23 protein-coding genes are annotated in these 23,400 nt (G+C 62.0%); 13 read left to right on the top strand and 10 right to left on the bottom strand.

The features are described from left to right. Window positions 1-8 precede the first annotated feature (8 nt). Entirely contained in the window at window positions 9-566 is a 558-nt protein-coding gene (locus KUA23_RS10830) for a helix-turn-helix domain-containing protein (protein WP_252993915.1), read from the bottom strand. Between KUA23_RS10830 and KUA23_RS10835 the strand changes: the two genes are divergently transcribed. The 3 genes from KUA23_RS10835 (at window position 565) to KUA23_RS10845 (ending at window position 2,700) form a co-directional block, all read left to right on the top strand. Continuing rightward, window positions 565-981 (top strand): nuclear transport factor 2 family protein, encoded by a 417-nt coding sequence (locus tag KUA23_RS10835; protein WP_252993916.1) that lies wholly within the window; start codon window positions 565-567, stop codon window positions 979-981. The genes KUA23_RS10830 and KUA23_RS10835 overlap by 2 nt on opposite strands. 140 nt (window positions 982-1,121) lie before the next feature. Next, window positions 1,122-1,430, top strand: coding sequence for an RcnB family protein (locus KUA23_RS10840; protein ID WP_252993917.1), 309 nt, complete (start codon window positions 1,122-1,124; stop codon window positions 1,428-1,430). Window positions 1,431-1,506: 76 nt separating this feature from the next. Continuing rightward, window positions 1,507-2,700: an MFS transporter gene (locus KUA23_RS10845; protein ID WP_078047829.1), complete on the top strand. Its 1,194-nt coding sequence runs from the start codon at window positions 1,507-1,509 to the stop codon at window positions 2,698-2,700. Here KUA23_RS10845 and KUA23_RS10850 read toward each other — a convergent pair. Both KUA23_RS10850 and KUA23_RS10855 read right to left on the bottom strand, forming a co-directional pair. Then, entirely contained in the window at window positions 2,663-2,935 is a 273-nt protein-coding gene (locus KUA23_RS10850) for a DUF1652 domain-containing protein (protein WP_078047830.1), read from the bottom strand. The genes KUA23_RS10845 and KUA23_RS10850 overlap by 38 nt on opposite strands. A 109-nt stretch (window positions 2,936-3,044) precedes the next feature. Beyond that, window positions 3,045-4,535 (bottom strand): PAS domain S-box protein, encoded by a 1,491-nt coding sequence (locus tag KUA23_RS10855; RefSeq protein ID WP_078047831.1) that lies wholly within the window; start codon window positions 4,533-4,535, stop codon window positions 3,045-3,047. Window positions 4,536-4,708: 173 nt separating this feature from the next. Between KUA23_RS10855 and KUA23_RS10860 the strand changes: the two genes are divergently transcribed. After that, complete coding sequence (locus KUA23_RS10860) at window positions 4,709-5,677, top strand: hypothetical protein (RefSeq protein ID WP_252993918.1); 969 nt, start codon at window positions 4,709-4,711, stop codon at window positions 5,675-5,677. Between the two features lie 773 nt (window positions 5,678-6,450). Here the strand turns inward: KUA23_RS10860 and KUA23_RS10865 are convergent. From KUA23_RS10865 to KUA23_RS10880, 4 genes are read right to left on the bottom strand one after another with little or no spacing between them, the layout of a single operon-like run. After that, window positions 6,451-7,698 (bottom strand): efflux RND transporter periplasmic adaptor subunit, encoded by a 1,248-nt coding sequence (locus KUA23_RS10865; protein WP_252993919.1) that lies wholly within the window; start codon window positions 7,696-7,698, stop codon window positions 6,451-6,453. Continuing rightward, window positions 7,688-9,166 (bottom strand): TolC family protein, encoded by a 1,479-nt coding sequence (locus KUA23_RS10870; RefSeq protein WP_252993920.1) that lies wholly within the window; start codon window positions 9,164-9,166, stop codon window positions 7,688-7,690. Before KUA23_RS10870 ends, KUA23_RS10865 begins: the two co-directional genes overlap by 11 nt. Then, complete coding sequence (locus KUA23_RS10875; protein WP_252993921.1) at window positions 9,159-10,376, bottom strand: ABC transporter permease; 1,218 nt, start codon at window positions 10,374-10,376, stop codon at window positions 9,159-9,161. Before KUA23_RS10875 ends, KUA23_RS10870 begins: the two co-directional genes overlap by 8 nt. Continuing rightward, complete coding sequence (locus KUA23_RS10880; protein WP_078047835.1) at window positions 10,373-11,080, bottom strand: ABC transporter ATP-binding protein; 708 nt, start codon at window positions 11,078-11,080, stop codon at window positions 10,373-10,375. The genes KUA23_RS10875 and KUA23_RS10880 overlap by 4 nt, the downstream gene beginning before the upstream one ends. Before the next feature lie 356 nt (window positions 11,081-11,436). On the opposite strand from KUA23_RS10880, the gene KUA23_RS10885 reads away from it, so the two are divergent. Continuing rightward, entirely contained in the window at window positions 11,437-12,192 is a 756-nt protein-coding gene (locus KUA23_RS10885) for a TetR/AcrR family transcriptional regulator (protein WP_078047836.1), read from the top strand. 219 nt (window positions 12,193-12,411) lie between these two features. On the opposite strand, the gene KUA23_RS10890 is transcribed toward KUA23_RS10885, so the two are convergent. Both KUA23_RS10890 and KUA23_RS10895 read right to left on the bottom strand, forming a co-directional pair. Continuing rightward, window positions 12,412-13,473, bottom strand: coding sequence for an FUSC family protein (locus KUA23_RS10890; protein WP_078050896.1), 1,062 nt, complete (start codon window positions 13,471-13,473; stop codon window positions 12,412-12,414). A 156-nt stretch (window positions 13,474-13,629) separates the two neighbouring features. Further along, entirely contained in the window at window positions 13,630-15,246 is a 1,617-nt protein-coding gene (locus tag KUA23_RS10895) for an NADP-dependent glyceraldehyde-3-phosphate dehydrogenase (protein ID WP_214497491.1), read from the bottom strand. A 138-nt stretch (window positions 15,247-15,384) separates the two neighbouring features. On the opposite strand from KUA23_RS10895, the gene KUA23_RS10900 reads away from it, so the two are divergent. Further along, a complete protein-coding gene (locus tag KUA23_RS10900) occupies window positions 15,385-16,254 on the top strand; it encodes a Dyp-type peroxidase (protein WP_252993923.1) in 870 nt (289 codons plus the stop codon). 161 nt (window positions 16,255-16,415) lie between these two features. On the opposite strand, the gene KUA23_RS10905 is transcribed toward KUA23_RS10900, so the two are convergent. Further along, window positions 16,416-16,877 carry a winged helix-turn-helix domain-containing protein gene (locus KUA23_RS10905; RefSeq protein WP_306428792.1) on the bottom strand — a complete coding sequence of 154 codons (462 nt, stop codon included), beginning with the start codon at window positions 16,875-16,877 and terminating at the stop codon, window positions 16,416-16,418. Between the two features lie 605 nt (window positions 16,878-17,482). Here KUA23_RS10905 and KUA23_RS10910 point away from each other — a divergent pair. The 7 genes from KUA23_RS10910 (at window position 17,483) to KUA23_RS10940 (ending at window position 23,136) form a co-directional block, all read left to right on the top strand. Further along, entirely contained in the window at window positions 17,483-17,644 is a 162-nt protein-coding gene (locus tag KUA23_RS10910) for a hypothetical protein (protein WP_016969018.1), read from the top strand. Window positions 17,645-17,747: 103 nt separating this feature from the next. Next, window positions 17,748-18,632 carry a SctD/MshK family protein gene (locus tag KUA23_RS10915; protein WP_099493870.1) on the top strand — a complete coding sequence of 295 codons (885 nt, stop codon included), beginning with the start codon at window positions 17,748-17,750 and terminating at the stop codon, window positions 18,630-18,632. 8 nt (window positions 18,633-18,640) lie between these two features. Then, a complete protein-coding gene (locus KUA23_RS10920; protein ID WP_252993925.1) occupies window positions 18,641-18,997 on the top strand; it encodes a hypothetical protein in 357 nt (118 codons plus the stop codon). Further along, window positions 18,997-19,332, top strand: a complete 336-nt coding sequence (locus tag KUA23_RS10925; RefSeq protein WP_099493872.1) for a tetratricopeptide repeat protein — start codon at window positions 18,997-18,999, stop codon at window positions 19,330-19,332. Before KUA23_RS10920 ends, KUA23_RS10925 begins: the two co-directional genes overlap by 1 nt. Beyond that, entirely contained in the window at window positions 19,329-21,464 is a 2,136-nt protein-coding gene (sctV, locus tag KUA23_RS10930) for a type III secretion system export apparatus subunit SctV (RefSeq protein ID WP_214497495.1), read from the top strand. The genes KUA23_RS10925 and sctV overlap by 4 nt, the downstream gene beginning before the upstream one ends. Next, window positions 21,461-22,741: a type II and III secretion system protein family protein gene (locus tag KUA23_RS10935; RefSeq protein WP_252993926.1), complete on the top strand. Its 1,281-nt coding sequence runs from the start codon at window positions 21,461-21,463 to the stop codon at window positions 22,739-22,741. Before sctV ends, KUA23_RS10935 begins: the two co-directional genes overlap by 4 nt. Window positions 22,742-22,755: 14 nt before the next feature. After that, on the top strand, window positions 22,756-23,136 hold the full coding sequence (locus KUA23_RS10940; RefSeq protein ID WP_099493875.1) for a hypothetical protein: 381 nt from the start codon (window positions 22,756-22,758) through the stop codon (window positions 23,134-23,136). Window positions 23,137-23,400 lie beyond the last annotated feature (264 nt).

The following is a 23,400-nucleotide window of genomic DNA, read 5'->3' on the forward strand; positions in this document are numbered from 1 at the left end:
TGTTGCTCCTAGTTGTAAACCCACAGCACGCGGGCGGGCAGGTCGGTCAGGTTGGCGTAGCGGCAATGGGCGAAGCTGGCCAGATGAAAGCTGTCGCCGGGGCCGAGGGTGACCGAGTCGGCCTCACCCTCGACCCACAGGGTCAACTCGCCCTCCAGCACAAAACCGGCCTGCTCGGCGCGATCACTCATGGTTTGTTCGCCACTGTTGGCACCGGGGGCCAACAGGCTGTCGAGCATCGAAAAGGCGCCGTTCATGCTCGGTGAGACGAGAATGTCGGTGATGCCATTGGCGTAATACACCGTGCGCCGCTCGTTGGGGCGGGTGATCCAGTTCACGGCCTTGGGCTTGGGCTGGCTATAGAAATAGGTGGTGGGCACGTCGAGGGCGTGGCTGATGGCGGTCAAATCCGCCACGGTTGGGCGGGACAAACCGCGCTCGACCTGGGACAGGAAGCCCACCGAACGCTCGATTTTTTGCGCCAACTGCGCGAGGGTGAGCTTCTTGTGCTTGCGCAGGTCGTGGATGAGTGCGGCGAGGGTGGCGAGTTCTTCTTGTGGGGTCATGAAATTTATTTCGATTAATTTCATGAAAAATTACAGGATTTATTTCATGGAGGCAATGAGCATGGATTTACACGCGCACTTGTTCGGGCTGGAACAGGCGCTACAGCAAAGCGCGACCCGTTCGGATACGAGGCAGTTGGCAAGATTGCTGGCCGATGATTTTGTTGAGTTCGGCGCCAGCGGCCATGTGTGGGGCAGCAAGGCCGAGGTGATCGACGGGCTGCAGGACGAGGTGTTTTCTGCGCGGAGCATGACCGAGTTCGTGGTGAAAATGCTGAGCGAGCATGTAGCGTTGGTCACCTATCGCTGTCACCGGAGCGGAGTCGGGACCTCGTTGCGCAGTTCGGTATGGCGGGCAGAAGAAGGGCAGTGGCAGATGGTGTTCCATCAAGGCACACCCTTGGCAGTTGATTAGCCATTGCGGTGGCGAGGGGGCTTGTTCCCGCCGGGCCGCGAAGCGGCCCCAACCCATTGGGGCAGTGAGAGGCCCGATGGAATGATCACGCATCGCAGCGGTCCGAACCTGGGTACGCATCATTCATTGAAGGAGCACCCATGAAAGCCAGATCCCTGATTGCCAGCCTGCTGGTCGCCACAAGCTTGTCCACCGCCAGCTTTATCGTGCAGGCCGGTGACACCCCCCAGGAAACCGTGCAACCTTCGAACATCAACACCCGTGACCTGAAAGAGGGTGACCGTGCGCCGGACATGCTGATGCGCAAGGAATCGGCCGTCAGCGACTGGAAAAAGCGCGGCCTCAAGCAGCCTGAGGAAGACAGCCAATGGACGCGGGTAGGCGATAAATTCGTGCTGCTCAAGACCACCAACGGCACCATTCTCGAGATCACCCCCGTCAAGAAATGACCGTGTCGGTAGTGCCTGCCCTGGGTTAAGGTAACCGGCCATACAGGCCGCGTTACCTTCAACGATCGAGAGCAGGATGCTTGCCACAATAAGAAACTACCCCCGCACCGTAAACCTGCTGCTTTCGGCCACGCTTATGCTGACGCTGGCCAAGGCCATCACCTTTCCCTACCTGGTGATTTACCTTACCCACCGCTTTGCCCTCGACATTACCCAGGTTGGCCTGGTCATCGGTAGCTCGCTGATCGTCGGCTCGTTGCTCAGCGTGTATGGCGGTTTCCTTGTCGACCGCATCAACAGCTACCGGTTGTTGCTGGGGCTGAGTGCGCTGTTTGTACTGGGCTTTATCGGCACGGTGCTGGTGCAGCATTTCTGGGTGTTCTATGCCTGCCTGATCCTGATCAACCTCGCGTACGCGGTGATCGATATCGCCGTCAAAGCCGGCTTTGCCAGCCTGTTGCCCGAAGGTGCGCGCAGCGAAGTCTTCTCCATCAAGTACACCCTTACCAATATCGGCTATGCGGTTGGGCCGGCGTTCGGGGCGATGGTGGCCAAGTTGGATATCAGTTTGCCGTTTGTGTTGTCGGCGCTGCTGGGGGTGGGGTTTTTCCTGCTGTACTGGCGTTGGGGCGACCGTCGGCTGACCACCGTCGAGGCCTTGCAAAAGCCTGCGCCATTCCTGGCCGTCGGCCGCGTATTGCTGCGCGACCGCCGCCTGGTCTGCTTCACCCTGGGAGGTGTACTCAGTGCCGTGGTGTTTGGCCAATTCACTGCGTGGCTGTCGCAGTACCTGGTGACGACTACCACCGCCGACTACACCTACACCGTTGTCAGCGCGGTGCTGACCACCAACGCGGTGTTGGTGATTGCCTTGCAATACGTGATCGGGCGGCGCATCTCGCATCGTTACCTGGGCCAGTGGCTGATCGCGGGCCTGGGCATGTTCATGCTGGGGGTGATCGGCTTTGCCTTGTCCACCAGCGTGCTGTGGTGGGTGCTGGCGATGGCGGTATTCACCGTAGGGGAGATCATCGTGTTCCCGGCCGAGTACATGTTCATTGATCGGATCGCCCCGGACCACTTGCGCGGCATGTACTACGGGGCGCAGAACCTGTCCAATCTGGGTGCCGCCTTGGGGCCGGTGTTGTGTGGGCTGGTGCTGGCGAGCCTGCCGGCCCCCTATATGTTCCTGATGCTGGGGGCGTTTATTGTGGCCGGCGGGGTGTTCTATTTCATTGGTGCGTCGTTGAAGGCAAGTCATCCAGCGTGAGCTTGCCCACGTTGTTGCTTTGCAATTCGTAGCGCAACTCTTCCACCATCTTTTCCACTTCTTGCGGGGTCTGCAGTCGGTTGGTGCTGATCCCGGTCACCACCAGGTCGACACGGCCGGTTTCGGCGTCGTAGACCTTGAGGGTCAGGGACGCGTCCCGGCACAACGTGAACTCACAAGTCAGTGGCGACAAGCCTTCTTCGATGCAGTTTCGCAGTTGGGAGAGGGTAAACATGCGGGTTCCTTCAGGGCGTAAAGTTCGACCCCTGAAGGGTATTGCTTGGCCTTCGCAGCAATAAGGCGAATTCGCACTAGCCGCACTAGTGCATTTGCACTGGCGAGGGCTACTTTTTAACCCGCAGTTCACCGGCAAACAGCCCGCGTTCACGGGCCCAGACGATTGCTGCGCTGCGGCTGTGCACACCCAGTTTGGAATACACCGTGGCCACGTGGTTACGCACCGTGTTGGGCGCCAGTTTCAAGCGCGAAGCGATCTCCTTGTCAGCCAGGCCTTCGCAGATCAGACCCAGCACATCGCGCTCTCGGGCGGTGAGGTCGGTGAAGGCGATATTGGGTTGGCTGGGGCTGTTGACGCTCTTGGCGTTGGCCAGTTTTTCGATGAGGGTCTGGCTGAACCAGGAGGCGTCCTGCATCACTTCTTCGATGGCCGCCACCAGTTCCAGCTCCGAGCGTTTGCGTTCGGTGATGTTCATCATCACCAGCAGATAGCAGGGCACGTCTTGGATGATCACTGTGTCGGCGGAGACCACGCAGTCGATCACCTCGTTGCCTTTCTTGCGCACCTTGAGGTCCTGGCCGTCGAGGTTGCCGGCCTTTTCCAGGTTGGCGAACAACTGCGCGGACGCCTGCGGGCTGTCGATAAAGTCGATGTCTTCGATGGATTTACCGATCAGCTCCTCGCTGGTATAGCCGGTGATGCTCATGAAGGCTTCGTTGATGTCCACCACCTGGCGGTTGGCGGCGCTGCACACCAGGGTGGGCACCGGCGTCAGGCGGAACGATTTAGCGAAGCGCTCCTCGCTCTGGCGCAGGGCGATTTCCGCCTTTCGGCGCGGCTCCAGGTCCATGAAGGAGAACAGCATGCAGTCCTCTTCGTTCATGTCCAGCGGTTGCCCCGCGACGATCACCAGTTTGCTGCCGCCCTCGGGCAGTTTCAGTTCGGCCTGCATTTGCGGGATGGTCGCGCCTTCGCCCAACCGCTGGATGGCCAGGTCCTTGCGCTCGGCCTGTTCCAGCACATCCAGCTCGTACACCGACTTGCCGATGACCTGGTCGCGGTTGTAGCCGGTCATCTCCAGAAAGCCCTGGTTCACCTTGATGTAACGCAAGTCGCTCAGGCGACAGATCACCGCCGGCGCCGGGTTGGCGTTGAAGGTTTTTTCGAAGCGCTGTTCGGCGCTGGCCCACTCGGTGGCGTCACTGAGGATCAGCACCAGCAATTCCGGTTCACCGTGGGAGTCACTGATCACCAGGCTGCGCAGGCGATGCACCCAGGTTCTGTCGGCGTCGTCGGTGGGGGAAACCTCCACCACCACGTCACTGAACTCTTCGCCAGCGGCGACGCGGGCGAGGGGGTAGTTCTCCAACAGCACCGGGTGGTTGTTACGATAGCGCAGGGCAAATCGTTTGGCGTAGGCCTGGGTATTGGCACCCAGTGCAGCGACGTCATCGATGCCGTGCATGTTCAGCGCAGCTTCGTTGGCCCAGAGGATGGTTTGGTCGACTTCCGCGAGGATGATGCCGTCGGATACCCCGGAGACAATCTGCTGCAGTTGGCGGCGGTTGGTTTCTTTGGCGAGGACATCCTGGGTCATGGTTTCTCCGGGTTTTGGACGCGTGGAATTACGACACCGGGGCTTCAGGATAGTGCAGACCAATTGCCCGGGATGGGGTGCAAATGCACTATGCAGCCCGGTGCATTTGCGTGGGGACGAGCGGTACTTGGCTCGCCAGACTGAGGCGGTCAATAACGCAAAAAGGATCAATCATGACCCCTGTCTATGAAACCAACCGTTCGCCGTTTCGCGTGTCCTGGAGTGCGGTACTGGCCGGGAGTGCAATTGCCCTGGTGAGTTACCTGGTGCTGAGTGTGTTGGGCACCGCCATCGGCGCCAGCGCCGTCGACCCCATGCAAGCCGGCAACCCTTTGAGTGGGTTTGGCACGGGCGCCGGGATCTGGCTGTTTGTCTCGACCCTGGTCGCTGTTGGCCTCGGCGCCTTTGTAGCCGGTCGCACGGCCCCTGATCGCGGCGGCCTGCACGGCGTCCTGACCTGGACCCTCACCACGCTGCTCACCACCTGGCTGCTGGCGGGCTTGGCCGCCAGTGTCGTCGGCACCGCCGGCAATGTGGTAGGTAAAGGTCTGTCGGCTGCCGGCAGCGGCATTGCTGCGGTAGCACCGGGCATTGGCGACAGCGTCAAGCAGCAGTTGAACGAGCAGGGCATCCAATTGGACTGGAACAGCCTGCAAGGCGAGTTGGACACCTTGCTCAAGCAAAGTGGCAAGCCTGAACTGGACCCGGCCAACGTTGAACAGAAAACCGACCAGGCCGCCGCCGATGGCAAGCAGTCGGCGACCGCCGCAGCCAGCAACCCTGCCCAGGCTGGCGATGCGTTGAAGCAATGGTTCGAACGCGTCAAGGCTTCCGGTGAGCCCGCGCTGAATGCAGCGGACAAAGACGCATTGGTCAATATCGTTGCGGCCCGCACCGGCAAGAGCAAGGAAGAAGCGACCCAGATCGTCGACAACTACGCCCAGGCCTATCAGCAGGCCATGCAAAAAGTTGACGAACTGAAGCAACAGGCCGAGCAGAAAGCCCGTAAAGCCGGCGAAGTCGCGGCCAAACAGCTCTCCCGTGCGGCCTGGAGCACCTTGGCCATGCTGTTGTTGGGCGCGGCCTTGAGCTTCCTGGTGGGGCGCATGGCCCTGACCACGCGCCGAGTGCCGTTGGCTTAACAATGCGTGCAGCAGGGACGCTGCTTTTCACTGGCAGCTAACATGCGAGTGTCAGCATTCCAATACCCACCGGCAATGCCTGGCGATGCGTGATCGTGATTTTGATCTAGCTTTTGATCTAGCTTTTGATCTAGCTTTTGATCTGGCTTTTGATCTGGCTTTTGATCTTAGGCGCCCCGTCAAACACGCTGGCCGGAATTCGACAGGGATTTGGGGGGTAAACCGGCAGGGATGCCGGTTTAGCCGCCCCGCGCCATGGATGGCGCGTGGCGGCGGCCCCCAAATCCCTGTCGGATTACGGGCACACCGAGCCTAGGCGAGGTGCCGAGTGTTGGGGCAAGAGCCCTTTGCTTACTTTGGGGCTTTTCCAAAGTGAGCCGCCGTAAGGGCGGAACCCATAGCAGCCGTTACCCAAATAACGGATATGTACCCGGTCAGATCCAACATCCAGGTCGGCTGCCAGGCCGCCTTCGCAGGCAAGCCAGCTCCCACATTTGGATCGCGGGGCAACAGTTGGAGAGTGGTGGCTGCCAGGCCGCTTTCGCAGGCAAGCCAGCTCCCACATTTGGATCGCGGGGCGACAGTTGGAGAGTGGTGGCTGCCAGGCCGCCTTCGCAGGCAAGCCAGCTCCCACATTTGGATCGCGGGGCGACAGTTGGAGAGTGGTGGCTGCCAGGCCGCTTTCGCAGGCAAGCCAGCTCCCACATTTGGATCGCGGGGCAACAGTTGGAGAGTGGTCGGCTGTCAGGCCGTCATTTCCAGCAAGCCGGCTCCTACAAGGGATTTGTCTTCACGAAACCCGGTTTAAGGCCGAACACTTCCACGCCTTGGGCCGTCGCTTGCCCCGTGGTCACCTTCACCCGCTCCACCGGCTTATCCATCGCCTCGCGGTATTCGACCGTCTTATCCGCCCGAATCGCCTGGCTCGGAATCACAATCGCCTGCGCATTGTTGTACGTCACAATGGTCAACCGCGCGCTCATCCCCAGCCGCACCCGCTGCAACTGCTGCGGCGTGAGCCTGGGGATCGACAAGGTCACTGGAAACTGCGCGCTGCCCTGGCTGTCATTGGCAATCGCCAAGCCACTCACCACGCTCACCGAACCGGTCAGCCGCTCGCCATCAAAACCATCCCCCAGCACTTCCACGGCCTGGCCCTGGTGCAGCTGGTTAATATCCAACTCCGACACCTTGGCGACGATTTTCAGCCGTTCGATATTAGCCAGGCCGAACAGTACCTGACCCTGGCTGACCTTGCTGCCAGCCTGCACCGGGGCATTGTTGTTGCCGCCGCCCTGGGGTGACGTATTACCGGGCGGCGGCACCACGATCCCGGAGAATGGCGCTTTCACTTCCTGGCCTTCGAGCAACCTGTGCAGGGCTTCGTATTTCACCGTGGCGTTGGTCAACTCCATATCGGCGATCTGGCGGTATTCGCCCTTGCCCTGGTCGATGGCCTGCTGCAGTTCGCTGCGGGCGGAGGCAAGGTCGAGCTGTTGCTGCTGGGTCTGTTGCTTGAGGTCGTCCAGTTCATTGCGCGGGATGATGCCGCGCTTGAACAGGTTTTCGCTTTCGGTGAGTTTGCGCTGGGTGTTGCCAGCGGTCATTTCAGCCGTGCGCAGGCTGCGGCGGGCGCGGCTGACAGCGGGGCTGCTGTCCCAGTCCTGCATCTCTTGCACGGTGCGCCGGGCCTTGAGCTGGGTGGAGAGGGCGTCGCGCAGTTGCACCTCCAGGGTCGCCGGGTCCATGCGCAACAGCACCTGGCCGGCTTCGACGCGCTGGCCTTGCTCCACCAGGTTGGCTTGCACATTGCCGTCGAAGGGGGCAGTGAGGGTGATGGTGGTGTCGGGCTCGATCTTGCCCACTAGGCCGATCTGGTGCACCAGCGCGTCGGGCTTGACGGCCAGCCACTGATCGGTGGCGCTGGCCGGGTCTGAAGCCGGGCTGCGCAGGGCCAGGCCTGCACCGCCCAGTAGCACGATCAACACAGCACCCAGCAGGCGTTTCTGATTAGTAGTCATTGAGGGCGATTTCCCAACTTTCCAGCGTCATGCCCAGGGTCAAGTCGAGCTGGGTCTGGGCGTTCAAATAAGCAATCAGCGCATTGAGCTGCGCGTTTTCGGCGTTGCGCAGGTCGGTCTCGTAGCTCAGCACCTGGAAGTTGGTGGAGCGCCCGGCACTGAGTTTTTCCCGCTCGATCTCGATCTTGCGCCGCGACAATTCAACCGCGCGCTGGGAGATTTCATATTGGCGCCAGCGGGTGCCGAGGTCGCGCACCACGTCGTTGACGCTGCGTTCCAGTTCCTGGCGCGCGTCGGTGATGCGGATCTCCTGGTCCTCCACATTCACCCGCGCGCGCACTTCGGCCTGGCGCGTGCTGATATCGCCGATGGGAATTTGCACCTGCACCCCAGCGTAGCTGTCCCAGGTGCGATTGTTGGAGCGGCCGGCATCGTTGTCGTAGGCGTCACGTATCTGGTTGGCGCCGGCCACCAGGTCCACCTGCCAGCGGCCGGAGTCCTTGGCGATCACCAGGTTAAGGTCAGCCTGCTGGCTGCCGAGCAAGGCGGCGAGATACTCCGGTTGCTGGGTCTGCGCGAGGTTGAAGGCCTGGCGCTTGTCGATCTGCATGGGCCTGGCCTCCAGGGCTTCGGTGGCGCGGATCGGCGTGGACAGGTCCAGGGCCAGCAGGCGCAGCAGGGCCAGGCGGCTGGTGTCCAGTTGGTTCTGCGCTTCTTCGACACCCAGTTGCTGGGTGGCGATATCGGCTTCGGTCTGGACGATTTCGAATTCGGCCATGCGCCCGGCACTGATCAGCGCCTTGTTCACTTCCAACAAGGTGCCGGAACGCTTGAGGGCATCCTGCACGATGCTCAGTTGCTCCTGGGCGCGCAGCAGTTCGCGGTAGGTGGCGATGATCTGGCTGATGGTCTGTGCCACGGTGGCCTTGAGGTTCAGGCGGTTGGCCTGCTCCGACAGCCGCGACAGGCGCAGCGGCGCGGTGGTGGCATCCCAGCCGGCACCGCGCAGCAGCGGTTGGATGATAGCCAGGTCCAGGCCGTCGCTGCGGTAGCGGCCGGCGCGGTCGGCGGTGTTCAGTTGCTGGGTCCAGGCCATGCTCAGGCGCGTGCCGTACTCGCCAAGCAGGCTGGTGGCCGGCGCCACGTTGGCATTGCGCGCGTTGTCGGCGGAGCCACGGGTGCTGCGGTAGTAACTGTTGAGGGTGAGCTTGGGGTTGAACACATCTTCGGCCACGCGCAGGTCGAATTTCTGCGCCACCCGTTGCAGGTACGCGCTGCGGATCGCCGGGTTGTTGCGCAGGCCCAGGTACACCGCATCGCCGAGCGTCAGGGTGGTGACCTGGGCATTCAGCGAGACACTGCGGTCGTAGCCGCTGCGCGTGGTGCTCGGCGCCGACGGTTTGATCACCACGTCGGCGGCCATGCCCGGTAGGCTGACCAGCACAAGCCACAGCAGCCACCTACTCATCGCGCAGGGCCTCCACCGGCTGCAGCCGTGAGGCCGAGACCGCCGGGTAGATGCCGAAGAACAGCCCGACCAGCAACGTACTGCCCACCCCCAGCGGCAAGGCGGCGACGGCCAGGGCAAACTCCCAGCCCGACAGCCAGGCATACAGCCAGGCGGCGGTCATGCCCAGGACCGCGCCGCACAGTGCGCCAACGGCGGTGAGGGTCACGGCTTCGAGCAGGAACAGGTTGCGGATATCCCGCTGGCGCGCGCCCAGTGCCATGCGGATACCGATCTCGCGACGCCGCTCCGACACGTTCATCAGCATCACGTTCATCACCCCCACGCCGCCACCCACCAGGGAGATCGCGCCGAGGGCCAGCAGCAGATAGGCGAAGGTGCGACTTTGCCGGGTCATGCCGTCGATCATTTGCTGGGGCACCTGGATGTCCGCATCGTGTTCGGGAAGCTGAGGACTCAAGGCGGCGGCTGCGTCCTTGGCAATTCGTTCCATGTCCTGGCCGGGTGTGGCGCGGATGATCACGTTGCCGATTTGCGGCGTGGCATAGATACGGCGCATGCCTTCGGCGGGGATGAACAGCGACTCGTTGGCCTGCACCGGCATCAGCATCGCTCGGGGCTGGTTGCGTAGGATGCCGACGATCAGGAACAGGTAGTCGTTGATGCGCACGCGGTCGCCCAGTTGCAGCGGGTCGCCTGGCGCTCCCAAGGCCTGGGCCAACTGATCGCCGATCACGCCGTAGGTTTCGTTGGCATCGAAGCTCGATAGGAAACGCCCCTTGTGCACCGCCAGGCGCATGGCGTCCTTGATGTCTGGCGTGCTGCCGACAAAGTTGGCGTTGACGGTCCGGCCATGAAACACGATAGGCCCGCTGAATAACGTGAGGGCGCCGATATGGGCAATGCCCGGCACGGTCTGGCGTACCGCGTCCAGATCGAGGCGAGCGGGCATCGGGGCACTGCTGCCGCCTTTGGGCGGGAACTGGGCGATCAGGGTGTCGGTGCCCATGTCCTTGAAGATCATCGCGGCATCCACCGCCGCGTTGTGGCCGATATTGATCAGCGCCACCACCGACGAACTGCCGATCACGATCCCCAGCAATGCCAGGATCGAGCGCTTGCCCAGGGTGCGCAGGCTGATGAACGCTTCATGCAGCAGTTGGCTGAGGCTCTGTTCGACCCGCAGGCGGTTGTTTACCTGCTGGGTCATAGGCAACCGGCCTCTTGCACCACACCGTTGCGCACCAGGATCTTGCGTTCCAGGCGCTCGGCAATGTGCGGGTCGTGGGTGACGATGATCAGCGTGACCTGTTGCTCGCGGTTCAGCCCCAGCAACAGGTCCATGATCTCCTGGGCCGTGGTGCTGTCGAGGTTGCCGGTGGGCTCATCCGCCAGGATCACCGAGGGCTTGCCCACCAATGCCCGCGCGATGGCCACGCGTTGGCGTTGGCCACCAGAGAGATCGGCGGGGCGATGGTGGGCGCGGTCGGCCAGGCCGACTTGCTCAAGCATGCGCAAGGCTTGTTCCACGGATTCATGCCGCGATACGCCGCGATAGCTCAAGGGCAGGGCGACGTTATCCAAGGCGCTGAGGCGTGGCAGCAGGTTGAAACTCTGGAACACGAAGCCGATTTGCTGGTTGCGGATCGCCGCCAGTTGGTCGGGCGTGGCATTGAAAATATCGTGGCCGGCAAAGTGGTACTGGCCGCAGTTGGGCAGGTCGAGCAGGCCAAGGATATTGAGCAGGGTACTTTTGCCGGACCCGGACGCGCCGAGGATGCCGCAGCTGTCGCCGCTGGCGATGGACAGGCAGACATCATTAAGAATGGACAGGTGTTGCCCGGCCAGCTGATAGCTTTTGCCGATGCCTTGCAGTGAAATCAAGCCTGGGTGCGCGGGGGTATCTGTCATCATGACTACGCCTTCAGTCTCGACGGTGCCGTGCTGCCCCGGAAAAGCCTTTTTACAATTTCGGGAGCCACCTGGTAAGCGTCACGGACTGGTTTTATTTCTTGTTTTTAAAATATTGTTTGAATACTAACCGTGTTCCAGCGCCTTCGCCAGCCATGGATATAGAGCGGTTTCATCCTTTGAAACGATTTCTTCAACGCGCCAGCAGGCCACTCACAAACCTTTCGACTAGCCTCAGCGCGCCCGGCTGCAAAGGCTTTCGATCATATGGCGGTGTGTCACTACTTGCTTTCGGACGAAGGCCCCGGTATAAAAAATCAAATTATTTTTTAAAACAATATTTCCCACGTGGAACTTCTATGGTCGCGAAGAAAGTCAGCGCTCCAAACATTACCAAGACTCGACTGCTGGATGCGACAGAGGCTCTCTTCATAAAGTACGGATACGACGCGGTTTTGTTGCGGCAGATTACCGAGCGTGCCCAGGTCAACCTGGCGGCGGTGAACTACCACTTCGGGGACAAGGATTCCCTGATGCAAACCCTGCTCAAGCAGCGCCTGGAGCCGCTCAACGAGCAGCGCCTGGAACTGTTGGCCCGCTGCGAGGCCGAGTCCGATGGCCCGTTGGACTGCGACACCTTGCTTGGCGTGCTGTTCGCCCCGGCCATGGGCCTGGAGCGCAGCGACCCGGCCAGCGCCAGTGGGGAAGGGCGCTCGTTCATCCGTTTCCTGGGGCGGGTGTACAGCGACACCTCGCCGTTTATCCAGGAATACCTCAAGGTGCATTACCAGCCGGTGTTCCAGCGCTTCTTCGAAGCCTTCGCCCTGGCCCTGCCGGACCTGCCGCGCAATGAACTGGGGGTGCGCCTGCAATTTGCCCTCAAGGCGATTTCCGGGGTGATGGCCGGCACTGAACTGCGCCTGCTGATGAACTCCATGAGCCTGGGCCGCCCGGCCACGGATGCGGAGGTGATGGCCAAGTTGATCACTCTGGTGTCGGCGGCGATTCGCGTGCCGCAGCAAAGCCCGGAAGCCGAAAACGCGCTGGCGAGGGTGCTGGATACCCAGCGCGCCATTCGCGAGCAGGCGGCTCCTGCCAGCAAAGCCGCACGCTGATACCTGTAGGCGCCGGCTTGCCGACGCCTACAGCGACGGTGGGAGTGGCTGAGCGAAAATCAGGCAAAAAAAAGCCCGCTGGGGCGGCGGGCTTGATGTGCAACATTTGTAACGGATGAGGCTTCACCCTACGTCTCGGGATGTGAATAAAACGTGAAAAATATGTAAGGGAAAGTGTGAAAGTATTTTTCTTGGTAAAAACCCCAACGGCCCACCTTTCTAGATCTTCCAATGCCCGGCGCTTTTCGCCAGGCGCTGGCGCATCGCATCCACGTTTGCTGCCAGTTGCACCGTCAACAACCGGTATCCGTCCAGCGCGCTGTACACCGGCGCATCCAGCGTAGGTTCGGTGCCGTTGATGTGACTGGGCCGCTCCAACCGCTCCGTCACACCCGACTTCAACGCCCGTGCCATTCCCACCAGTTGCACGCGAATCTGCCGATGCTCGGCCCTCAACATCACTTGCATTCGCGCCATCGCCTGCTCATCCCGTGGATCGGGGCGGGTATTGCCAAGAATCTCCAGGGTGCTGATACACATGCGCAGGTGGCGCTGGATCGCGTCCAGCTCCGTCATCGAAATGCGAACTTCCTTGGACACCGACGGCATCAATGAGCGCAGTTGCAACATCGCCGCATTCAAGCGGTTGAGCAGTTTCAGGTGTTCGTCATCGGTGACCGACTGGCCATTGATGATCCGGCTGTAGATCGCCGCGCAGTCGCGCAAAGCGCTGGCCAGGTTGTAGCGCCACGAGTACACCGCATACAGCGGCAGGGCGAAGGAGAAGGCCAAGGCCAGGACGATGCCGATCAGGATGTCGACGGTGCGCCACAGGCCGTCCGAGATCGGGTTGTCGCCGTGCCCGGCAACGATAAACACCGTGATCGCTGACAGCAGCGCGATGTAGCCGCCTTTGCCGATGGCGTGGTAGGAAAAGAACCCGCACACCGCCGACATCAACAGGTAGGTCAGGAACGGCTGGCCGAAGTAAGCCTGTTGCACCACCAGCAGCAAACCGACGCTGGCGCCGATCAAGGTACCGTAGGCGCGCTCCACGGCTTTCTTGCCGATATTGCCGTGGTGCTGCAACCCGCCTATCACGATCAACATGGTCACCGACGCCCACTCACCGTGGGGCAGGTTGATGCCGGTGGTCAGCAGGATCGTCGCCAGCAAACCGATGGACACGCGCACGGCGTGAATCAACTTGGCATGGCGATAGCGGCGGTAGGGGTCGAGCAAGGGGCGTAGCAGGCGCCGGGCAAACAGAGGTAGGTGCAGATTCATCGGTATTAAAGTGGCCTCGATTGTATGAATGTGCGCGATCAAATGTGGGAGCGGGCTCGCTCGCGAATACGGTGGGTCAGCCAATACATCCGCTGCTGGTACACCGCATTCGCGAGCAAGCCCGCTCCCACAATGTGTTTGGCGCCGTTCTTAGAAAATGTAGTCGGTGGTCAGGAAGCTCGAGTCACGGTTGCGCAGGATGTCGCTGACCAGCGCCTTGTTGCTTTCCTGGAACTTGGTCGCCACCAGCGTGCGGATCGAGAACACGCGCAACGCGTCATGTACCGACAGCGTGCCCTCGGCCGAGTTCTTGCGCCCGTTGAACGGAAAGGTGTCCGGGCCGCGCTGGCACTGGGCATTGATGTTGATACGCCCGACCTGGTTGGCGAAGGCGTCCACCAGGCGCCCGACTTCCACGGCGTTGGTGCCGAAGAGGCTCAGTTGCTGGCCAAAATCCGAGTCCAGCACGTACTCGATGACCGTCTCCAGGTCACGGTAAGGCACGATTGGCACCACCGGGCCGAATTGTTCCTCGTGGTACACGCGCATTTGCGGGTTCACCGGGTACAGCACCGCCGGGTAGAAGAACGACCCGCGGCTTTCACCACCGTGCTCATTCACCACCTTGGCACCGTGTTGCGCGGCATCGGCAACCAGGCTGTTGAGGTAATCGACCTTGCCCACTTCAGGCAATGGCGTCAGCGCCACACCGTCTTCCCACGGCATGCCGGGTTTGAGCGTGGCCACCTTCTTATTGAATTTGTCGATAAAGCTGTCGACGACGTCTTCATGCACGAACAGGATTTTCAACGCGGTGCAACGCTGGCCGTTGAACGACAGGGCGCCGGTGACTGCTTCACTGACCGCATTGTCGAGGTCCACCTCCGGCAGCACGATGCCGGGGTTTTTCGCATCCAGGCCCAGCGCCGCACGTAGGCGGTGTGGTTTCGGGTGCAGCTTTTTCAAATCGCTGGCGGCCTTGTTGGTGCCGATAAACGCAAAGATATCGATCTTGCCGCTGGCCATCAGCGCGCTGACGGTTTCGCGGCCGCTGCCGTAGATCACGTTGATCACCCCGGCCGGAAAGCTGTCGCGGAAGGCTTCCAGCAACGGGCGGATCAGCAGCACGCCGAGCTTGGCCGGCTTGAACACCACGGTGTTGCCCATGATCAGCGCCGGGATCAGCGTGGTGAAGGTTTCGTTCAGCGGGTAGTTGTAGGGGCCCATGCACAATGCCACGCCCAGCGGTACGCGGCGGATCTGGCCGAGGGTGTCCTGCTCCAGCTCGAAGCGGCTGGAGCGGCGGTCCAGCTCTTTGAGGGCATTGATGGTGTCGGTGATGTAGTCGCAGGTGCGGTCGAACTCTTTCTGCGAATCCTTGAGGTTCTTGCCGATCTCCCACATCAGCAACTTGACCACCGCATCGCGTTGCTCACGCATGCGCCGCAGGAACGCTTCGACATGTTGGATGCGATCGGCCACGCGCAGGGTTGGCCATTCACCCTGGCCACGGTCATAGGCGCGCACGGCGGCGTCGAGGGCGGTAAGAGCGGTGTCGGCATCCAGCAGCGGTGTGCTGCCGATGTGCACGCGCTCGTCGCCCAGTTGCACCGGGCTTTGCACTTTGGCCAAAGGGCCATTCCATACCCGCAACTGGCCGTCGACCAGGTAATCACGCTGTTCAATGGGCGTGCCGAGCTGGAATTGTTCGGGAATCGCTGCGGCGGAGGCGGGAAACAGCTGGGCGAGCAGGTTGCTGGTGGTCATGTCGCTACCCCTGGAATAGTTGCAAAACATGACTAGAGAGTCACCCAACAACAGGCTCTATGGCAAGGCTTGCGCGCTTTCTTGTTCGCTACGCTGCGCCTGAAGGTTAAACTGCGCGGCTTTCTTGAAGGAGTTCACATGAGTCACTACCAGCCGGGCATTCTTGCCGCACCGGTGCCGTTGCAGGCACGCCATCTGTTTTTTGCCGTGGAGGCCCTGGCAGCCGTGCCCGCCGCGCTGGATGCGCTGGTGCCGTTGGCCGATTCGGCGGCAGTGGTCGGTTTTGGCGAGCCGCTGGTCAGCGCACTGGGCGCCCGCATTGATGGCCTGCGCACATTCCCCACGGTCTGCGGGCCGGGCGCGCATAACCCATCGACCCAGCAGGCCTTGTGGGTGTGGCTGCATGGCGAGGATCGCGGTGAATTGCTGTTGCGCAGCCGCGCCGTGGAAAAGGCCCTGGCCCCGGGCTTTCGCCTGGTGCAATCGACCGAAGGCTTTCGCTACAAGACCGGTTTTGACTTGACCGATTACGAAGACGGCACCGAAAACCCCCACGACGACGCCGCGGTTGAAGCCGCGTTGACCGACAGCGGCGCCAGCTTTGCCGCGATCCAGCAGTGGCAGCACGACCTGGATGGGTTTGCGGCGTTGCCTGCGCAAGAGCGCGATCACATTATTGGCCGCCGGCATGGTGATAATGAAGAGTTGGAGGACGCTCCCGAGTCGGCTCACACCAAGCGCACCGCGCAGGAGAGTTTCACGCCCGAAGCCTTCGTGGTCCGTCGCTCGATGCCGTGGGCCGAGAACGGCCAGGCCGGGTTGATGTTTCTTGCGTTCGGGCATTCGTTCGATGCGTTTGAAGCCCAGTTGCGGCGGATGAGTGGGTTGGAGGATGGGATTGTCGATGGGTTGTATCGCGTGAGTACGCCGTTGACGGGGGGGTATTACTGGTGTCCGCCGATCAAGGATGGGCATTTGGATCTGAGCGCGGTTTTTGCCTCGGTGTAAGTCCAAACTTTCGCCGCGCTGTCAATTCAAACTGTAGGAGCCGGCTTGCCAGCGGCTCCTACAGGCGGTGGTGTAGTGGTGGGCTAGATCACGCCGCAGGTTACGCGCTCGCCGCCACCGCCCATCGACAGGGTTTGAGATCGGGGCCGAAGATCAGGCCATCATCTGTTCTCTATACCCATCTGTGCAAACAGCGGCACCCTCCCGGCGCCGCGGCAATGGCGGCAGGCATACACGCCCAACACCACCGGTTCTTTCACCAGCGCCTTTGGCGTGCGTTCGAACCAGGTCGGCGCGACAAAGCGATAACCCAACCCCGGCGCCGTGGCGATATAGAACGACTCATCGTCGCCCAGGGTGCGGCGCAGTGTTTTTATCTGCGTGCGCAGGTTGCATTCCTCCACCACCAACTTAGGCCAGGCGATGTCGAGCAGTTCGGTTTTCTGCAGCAGTTCGCCGGGCCGTGAGGCGAGGGCGATCAGCAGGGTCAGGGCGCGGTTGCCCAGGTTCACCGGCTGACCATGCTTGAGCAGTTGATGGCGCTTGGGCAGCAGTCGATAAGGGCCGAAGTGAATCTCTGTGCAACCGTCGTCTTCGAGGAGAGTTCTGGATGAATAATTCATGTCGGTCATAGATCACCTGGAAGTTTTTTCAGAGTAAGCCCGCCTGCACACGAGTCCTTTGGTTATTAGTGCAGTTGCACTAACAGGCGCGGGGGAAAGTTATTCGCCAAGCAAGTAGGCTGCTTGGGACGAGTTATCAAACGTGATGATTAAGTCGCTTCTGTTACAAATCGAAATATCTATAAAGTTTGGCAAAAGGCTATTAGCGAAAAATGTGAAGTCGTCGCGAAAATAAACGCCACGCCTTGCTTTGCCGGTCGTATTTATTACCTCTTGTTGTTCACTTCTGTTCGGGTGAGGGCGTGTAAGTGCCCGTAAACAGCGGCCTGTAGCGTGTTTTTATTTTTTAATGAAAGTTCCATGCCTCGCCGGCGATGAGTTTTTCTCAACGCCAGGTTGAGCCAAACCTTTCACAGCGCCTGCGTGAGACGTTTCACAAGCTTTCACAGCGAAGGCGTTTTGATCGTGAGTAGTATGGATCCCATGCAAACCAACGGCGGTTCGAAGGCTCACTGTCTGACGTTTTGGGCATTCACCGGTTTGCATACTTTCAGCGTGCTGTTGCGCAACTGAAATAACTTCCCTATCGATGCAAGGAGATGAACATGGCTGATGTCCCACCAGTAAAAGCAGGCGGCGCCGACGACGCTATCGCGAAGATGGAAGCGACCTTCAACATGGCTATCGAGAAGTCGGCCAAGATCACCGAAATCAGCACCGCGAAAAAAGCGGAGCTCGACGCCACCAAACAGCGTCCGCAGAACTGATTCGCCAAACGGGCGGCGCCGGCGCTGCCCGTTTACCTCCCAAGTCCCGTTTTTATCCTGATTCTTGACCCCGTTGCACAGGCTCAAGGGGGCAAACCCGACTATGACAGCCCTGATTTCCCTGGGTCCGGTCGCCGCTACTGGCGCACCGACCCTGACGGTGACCGGCGGTTTGCATCAGGGCAGTTCCCTGGTGCTCGACCAGCCTGTCTACACCATCGGCGCCGACCTGGCGGCTGATTTGGTGCTCAGCGATCCCGGCATTGCCGGCCTGCATTTGCGCCTGCGTTTTGAGGGCGGCCAGGTGGCCGTTGAAGCGTTGGGCGGCGACGTACTGATCGCCGGCAATGTGCGAATCCCCCACGGCAGCGGCCATCGCGCGCGGTTGCCACTGCAGCTGCGTATCGGCACGGCGGGTGTGAGCCTGGCCTTGCCTGGCGGTGCTGAAAAACCGTCGGACGCGCCACGCAAATTGACCCCCTGGGTTGTCGCGTTCGTCCTGCTGTTTATCTGTGCCGGTGCGCTGGCAGTGCGTAGCGAAGCGCCCCTGCTGCCCGCAACCGCCGCCGCCGAGGTTGCGCCAGTGAAAAAAGCCTCCCGCGAGCAAGCCAAGGCCTGGTTGGAACAGCAACTGCAAGCCGCCCACCTGGACACCGTGAAGGTCAGCAACAGCAACGGCCAGCTCAGCGCCACCGGCACCTTCGAACAGTCGCAAAAACCGCAGTGGTTGGCCTTGCAGCAAGCCTTCGACCAGCGTTACGGCCAGCAGATCGTGCTCAACCCGCGCGTCGCCGTGCGCGCCGATGCAGCCGCCCCGCGGGTGCGCTTCCAAGCCGTATGGTTCGGCCCCCACCCCTACGTGATCAACGACAGCGGCAAGCGCCTGTACCCCGGCGCGGCGCTGGCAGACAACTGGGTGCTGGAGCGCATCGAAAACAACCAAGTCATCCTCGCCCGTGGCGCGGAGCGCTTCACCTTCACCCTATGAGCTCACGCATGAAAGTCGAACCCCGCCCGCTCATCCCCAGTGACGTACGCAGCGCGCCAGTCGAAGCCGTGCGCCCGGTCAACTCGCGTCAGGCCACCGCGTTCGAAGCGGTGCTCAAGACCCGCAAGACCCAAACCCGCCGCTCCCTGCGCAGCGATCTGGAAGCACTCACCAGCGCCGCCGGCGTCGACTCGCTGCTGTTCGGCAGTGCCCGTTCCCTGGAACTGCTGGAGCACGTGATGGAACACATCCTGCCAAGCCTGGACGTCGAGCCCCACATCAAGGCGCTGGCCGTCGAACTGATCAGCGAAGAAATCGAGATGCGCCGCACCCTCGCACAGCAACGCTCGGAGGTACACGCCTGATGGCCCGCGATAACGACGACGCCGTGCAACTGCTCAAGGGCATTGGCGAACTGTACCGGCGCAACGGCCAGTCCCAGCGCGCCCTGGTGATGTTGCTGATCGCCGTCAACGTCGCGCCTAACGACGGCGTGCTGCTGCGCTCGCTGGTGCTGGCCTTCACCGACAGCGGCGACCCGGTCCGCGCCCTTGGCGCCCTGGACCGCTTGGTGGCGCTCGAAGGCGAGTCCGCCAGCCTGATGCTGCTACGCGCCCGTGCCCTGTGGTACGGCGAACGCAAGGACGAAGCACGCCAATGCTTCAAGCGCTACCTGGCCGCACGCAGGGCCGGCGCATGAGTGCACTCAACCGCCTGAACAACCTGGCGCGCCTGGCTGCACAGCGCACTGACGTGATCATCGTCGCCTTTATGCTGATGGCGATTGTGATGATGATCATCCCACTGCCTACCTATCTGGTGGATGCGCTGATCGGCCTCAACATTGCCCTGAGCATCCTGATCCTGATCGTCGCGTTCTACATCGGCCATTCCGTGGAGTTTTCCGCGTTGCCGCCGCTGATCCTGCTCAGCACGCTGTTTCGTCTGTCCCTGTCGATCACCACCACGCGCTTGATCCTGCTGCATGGCGACGCCGGCCATATCGTCAAGGCCTTCGGCGACTTCGTGATCGCCGGCCAAGTGGTGGTGGGCATGGTGGTGTTCCTGATCATCACCGTGGCGCAGTTCGTGGTCATCACCAAGGGCGCCGAGCGTGTGGCGGAAGTGGCCGCGCGCTTCACCCTGGACGCAATGCCCGGCAAGCAGATGAGCATCGACAACGACCTGCGCAACGGCGATATCGACCAGCCCGAAGCACGCCGCCGCCGCTCGCGCCTGGAGCGTGAAAGCCAGATGTTCGGCGCGATGGACGGCGCCATGAAGTTTGTCAAAGGCGACGCCATCGCCGGTTTGGTGATCCTTGCCGTCAACCTGCTCGGCGGCATGCTGATCGGCATGATCGAGCGCGACATGCCATTCGGCGTGGCGGTGCACACCTACTCGTTGCTGACCGTGGGTGACGGCCTGATCGCCCAGATTCCGGCGCTGCTGATTTCCGTGGCGGCGGGCACCGTGGTCACCCGCGTCAACAGCGACGGCGAAGCCGGCGACCTGGGCAGCGAAATCATCAAGCAACTGGGCGCCAGCTACCGCGCGCTGGGCTTGACCGCGTTGATCATGATTGGCGTGAGCCTGTTGCCAGGTTTCCCGACTTGGGTGTTCCTCGGCTTGTCCCTGGTGTTTGGCGGCGCGGCATTCATGATGTATCGCCGGCATAACCGTGGGACTGATGAAGGTGAGGTGCTGGTCGAGGCACCGGAGCCAGCGGTCGAGGTGCACGCCGAGCTGGACGACAACCTGCCGCCTGATACCCGCGTAGTGCTGACCCTCGGCAGCGGCGTGTCCCAGAGCGCGCCGCGCCAGTTGCTGCGCCAGCGCGTCGAAGCGTTGTGCCACGACCTGCGCACCGACCTCGGCGTGGACATGCCGGTGCCGGGCATCTACATGGAAGCCAAGGCCAGCCCAGGCAGTTTTCGCGTGTCCCTGGAAGGCGTGCCGGTGAGCGAAGGCGAATTGCCGATCAACTGCCTGCTGTTGCAGGACGACCCCGTGCACGTGCAATTGCTCGACATCACCACGGTACAGGCCGATTCACCGCTCAATGGCCGCAGCGCCCACTGGATCGAGCGTCAGCATGAAGACACGTTGCGCAACGCCGGCATCGGTTTCCTGCTGCCCGACGAAGTCCTGCGCGGTGTGTTGGAACGCAGCCTGCGCCGCTACGCCGCCGACTTCCTCGGCATCCAGGAAACCCGCCTGTTACTGGAGCGCACCGAGGCCACGTACAGCGAACTGGTCAAGGAAGCCCTGCGCCTGGTGCCGCTGCAGCGGGTGGCTGAAACCCTGCGCTTGCTGGTCAGCGAAGGGGTGTCGATCCGCAACCAGCGCGCCTTGCTCGAAGCCATGGTGGAGTGGGGCGCCCGCGAAACCGACGCCGGGCGCCTGGCCGAACACTTGCGCGCGGCGTTGGCGCGGCAGATCAGCCATCAGTACGCCGACCGCAATCGGGTGATCGGCGCGCTGGTGCTGGCGCCAGGCCTGGAAGACCAGTTGCGCGGTTCCCTGCGTCGTCAGGAACCGCAGCGCGACCTGATCCCCGAAGAAGTCAGCCGCGCCTTGCTCGCGCAGTTGCGCCAGGCCTGCGAAAACACCCGCGAGGTCAACAGCGCGGTGTTGCTGGTGCACCCGGAACTGCGCCGCAGCCTGCGTCGCCTGGTCTTGCGCGGTGAGTTGGAGCTGGCGGTGCTGTCGTTCCGCGAGCTGGCCACTGAGTACAACCTGCAAGCGCTGGTGACCATCAGCCTCACCGAGATTTCCAACCGCCGCGCGCCTGCCGCGGCTTCCGTCACTGCCCTGGCGTCTGCCTCATGATGCGTTTTTGCGTGCTGTTGCTGAGTGTTGTTGCGTGTGTGAGCCAGGCTCAGGAAATCGCTGCCGGCGCCGGTGGCTCGATCGCCCTGTCCTCAGGGGAGGGGCGCATTCTGCACTTTGTCGCGCCCGTGGATTCGGTGCTGGTGGCCGAACCGAATGTGGCCGACCTGCAAGTGGTGTCACCCGGCACGATCTATATCTTCGGCAAGGCACCGGGCAATACCAGCCTGATCGCCCTCGGCAGCGACGGCAAGCAACTGGCGAGCCTGACCCTGGCCGTCAGCAGTGGCAGCCAGGCGGTGACCACCCCCATGCAGGCCTTGCACCCCGGCAGTGGCGCGCAGGTCAGCGGCGCCGGCAACCGCTTGATCGCCAAGGGCACGCTGGGTTCGGTGGCGGAAGCGACGGACCTTAACGCGTTGCTCAACCCACAGGGCCAAGGCTTCCAGAGCGCGATCAACACCGCCGAGTACGCGGGGGCTGCCCAGGTAAACCTGCGGGTGCGGTTTGCCGAAGTGTCCCGCTCGGAGTTGCTGCACTACGGCGTGAACTGGAACGCGATGTTCAATAACGGCACCTTCTCGTTCGGCCTGATCACCGGTGGCCCATTGGCAGCGGCGTCGGCGGGGGGCTTGGCGGCGGCGGGCGCCGGCTCGGGCAATGTGAACATCGACGGCATGCTCGACGCCTTGCAGGCCAACGGCGTGCTGCAGATTCTCGCCGAGCCGAATATCACCGCCATGACCGGCCAGACCGCCAGCTTCCTCGCGGGTGGCGAAGTGGCGATCCCGGTGCCGGTCAACCGTGACCTGGTGGGCATCGAATACAAGTCGTTCGGTGTGTCGCTGCTGTTCAATCCGACCCTGCTGCCCAACGGCCGCATCGCCCTGCAAGTACGCCCGGAAGTCAGCAGTGTGGTCAGCGGCGGCACCGTGGATTTCGGCAACTTCCACGTGCCGTCCTTCAGCGTGCGCCGCGCCGACACGCGGGTGGAAGTCGGCAGTGGGCAGACCTTCGCCATCGCCGGCCTGTTCCAGCGCGAAAGCAGCCAGGACATCGAGAAACTGCCGCTGCTGGGGGACCTGCCGATCCTCGGCAACCTGTTCCGCTCCAAGCGCTTCCAGCGCAATGAAACCGAGTTGGTGATCCTTATCACGCCCTATCTGGTTGAGCCGGTGCGCGGTCGCACCCTCGCCACGCCCCTGGACGCACAACCGGCTACCGCAGCGGCCACCGGACCGCGCAGCGGCGGGGCGTTCGGTTTCTACATGAATTGATCAGGGGGCCTGCCATGACTGCTTTGCGAGTGTTGATGCTGTTGCCCCTGGCACTGATGGGTTGCCAGACCCATTTGGCGCCGACTTATTACTCGTCCGAATACCGCGCGGATGGCCTGCCGACCCAGTGTCAGCAACCGCCGGCCACCGACACCATCGGCCTGGGCGAAGACTTCAAGCCGACCCTGGCGTTGGGCTGCGCGAATAACTTGAACCTGATGCAGATGGTCGAGCGCAAGCAGGACCTGACCCAAGGCCGCCCGACCGGCCCGGCCATGGCCGCCCCCGTAGGCCGCGCCGCCCAGGTCTACATCGAAGGCTTCGACCGCGAACAGCTACAGCGCCGCAAAGACCAACAAGAAGCCAAGGCTGGCGCAGCGGGGGGCCAACAATGACCGCTTGTACGCTGATCCCATGCAGGAACTGGCTTGCCAGCGATAGCGGCCTCCCAGCCAACCCCAATCTACCTGACACCCCACATACCAACTGTGGGAGCTGGCTTGCCAGCGATAGCGGCCTCCCGGCCAACCCAAACCTACCTGACACCCCACATCCCAACTGTGGGAGCTGGCTTGCCTGCGATGACGGCCTCCCAGCCAACCCAAATCTACCTGACACCCCACATCCCAACTGTGGGAGCGGGCTTGCTCGCGAAAGCT

It is taken from the genome of Pseudomonas pergaminensis (genome assembly GCF_024112395.2).
In the GTDB taxonomy this organism is placed as follows: domain Bacteria; phylum Pseudomonadota; class Gammaproteobacteria; order Pseudomonadales; family Pseudomonadaceae; genus Aquipseudomonas; species Aquipseudomonas pergaminensis.

Bases quoted from the DNA above. Each gene is read 5' to 3' on its own strand.
- KUA23_RS10885 (WP_078047836.1), top strand. From the start codon at position 11,437: ATGGTCGCGAAGAAAGTCAGCGCTCCAAACATTACCAAGACTCGACTG.
- KUA23_RS10910 (WP_016969018.1), top strand. From the start codon at position 17,483: ATGGCTGATGTCCCACCAGTAAAAGCAGGCGGCGCCGACGACGCTATC.
- KUA23_RS10840 (WP_252993917.1), top strand. From the start codon at position 1,122: ATGAAAGCCAGATCCCTGATTGCCAGCCTGCTGGTCGCCACAAGCTTG.
- KUA23_RS10870 (WP_252993920.1), bottom strand. From the start codon at position 9,166: ATGAGTAGGTGGCTGCTGTGGCTTGTGCTGGTCAGCCTACCGGGCATG.
- KUA23_RS10925 (WP_099493872.1), top strand. From the start codon at position 18,997: ATGGCCCGCGATAACGACGACGCCGTGCAACTGCTCAAGGGCATTGGC.
- sctV (WP_214497495.1), top strand. From the start codon at position 19,329: ATGAGTGCACTCAACCGCCTGAACAACCTGGCGCGCCTGGCTGCACAG.
- KUA23_RS10845 (WP_078047829.1), top strand. From the start codon at position 1,507: ATGCTTGCCACAATAAGAAACTACCCCCGCACCGTAAACCTGCTGCTT.
- KUA23_RS10900 (WP_252993923.1), top strand. From the start codon at position 15,385: ATGAGTCACTACCAGCCGGGCATTCTTGCCGCACCGGTGCCGTTGCAG.
- KUA23_RS10855 (WP_078047831.1), bottom strand. From the start codon at position 4,535: ATGACCCAGGATGTCCTCGCCAAAGAAACCAACCGCCGCCAACTGCAG.
- KUA23_RS10935 (WP_252993926.1), top strand. From the start codon at position 21,461: ATGATGCGTTTTTGCGTGCTGTTGCTGAGTGTTGTTGCGTGTGTGAGC.
- KUA23_RS10880 (WP_078047835.1), bottom strand. From the start codon at position 11,080: ATGATGACAGATACCCCCGCGCACCCAGGCTTGATTTCACTGCAAGGC.
- KUA23_RS10850 (WP_078047830.1), bottom strand. From the start codon at position 2,935: ATGTTTACCCTCTCCCAACTGCGAAACTGCATCGAAGAAGGCTTGTCG.
- KUA23_RS10875 (WP_252993921.1), bottom strand. From the start codon at position 10,376: ATGACCCAGCAGGTAAACAACCGCCTGCGGGTCGAACAGAGCCTCAGC.
- KUA23_RS10860 (WP_252993918.1), top strand. From the start codon at position 4,709: ATGACCCCTGTCTATGAAACCAACCGTTCGCCGTTTCGCGTGTCCTGG.
- KUA23_RS10835 (WP_252993916.1), top strand. From the start codon at position 565: ATGAAATTTATTTCGATTAATTTCATGAAAAATTACAGGATTTATTTC.
- KUA23_RS10830 (WP_252993915.1), bottom strand. From the start codon at position 566: ATGACCCCACAAGAAGAACTCGCCACCCTCGCCGCACTCATCCACGAC.
- KUA23_RS10905 (WP_306428792.1), bottom strand. From the start codon at position 16,877: ATGAATTATTCATCCAGAACTCTCCTCGAAGACGACGGTTGCACAGAG.
- KUA23_RS10920 (WP_252993925.1), top strand. From the start codon at position 18,641: ATGAAAGTCGAACCCCGCCCGCTCATCCCCAGTGACGTACGCAGCGCG.
- KUA23_RS10940 (WP_099493875.1), top strand. From the start codon at position 22,756: ATGACTGCTTTGCGAGTGTTGATGCTGTTGCCCCTGGCACTGATGGGT.
- KUA23_RS10865 (WP_252993919.1), bottom strand. From the start codon at position 7,698: ATGACTACTAATCAGAAACGCCTGCTGGGTGCTGTGTTGATCGTGCTA.
- KUA23_RS10895 (WP_214497491.1), bottom strand. From the start codon at position 15,246: ATGACCACCAGCAACCTGCTCGCCCAGCTGTTTCCCGCCTCCGCCGCA.
- KUA23_RS10915 (WP_099493870.1), top strand. From the start codon at position 17,748: ATGACAGCCCTGATTTCCCTGGGTCCGGTCGCCGCTACTGGCGCACCG.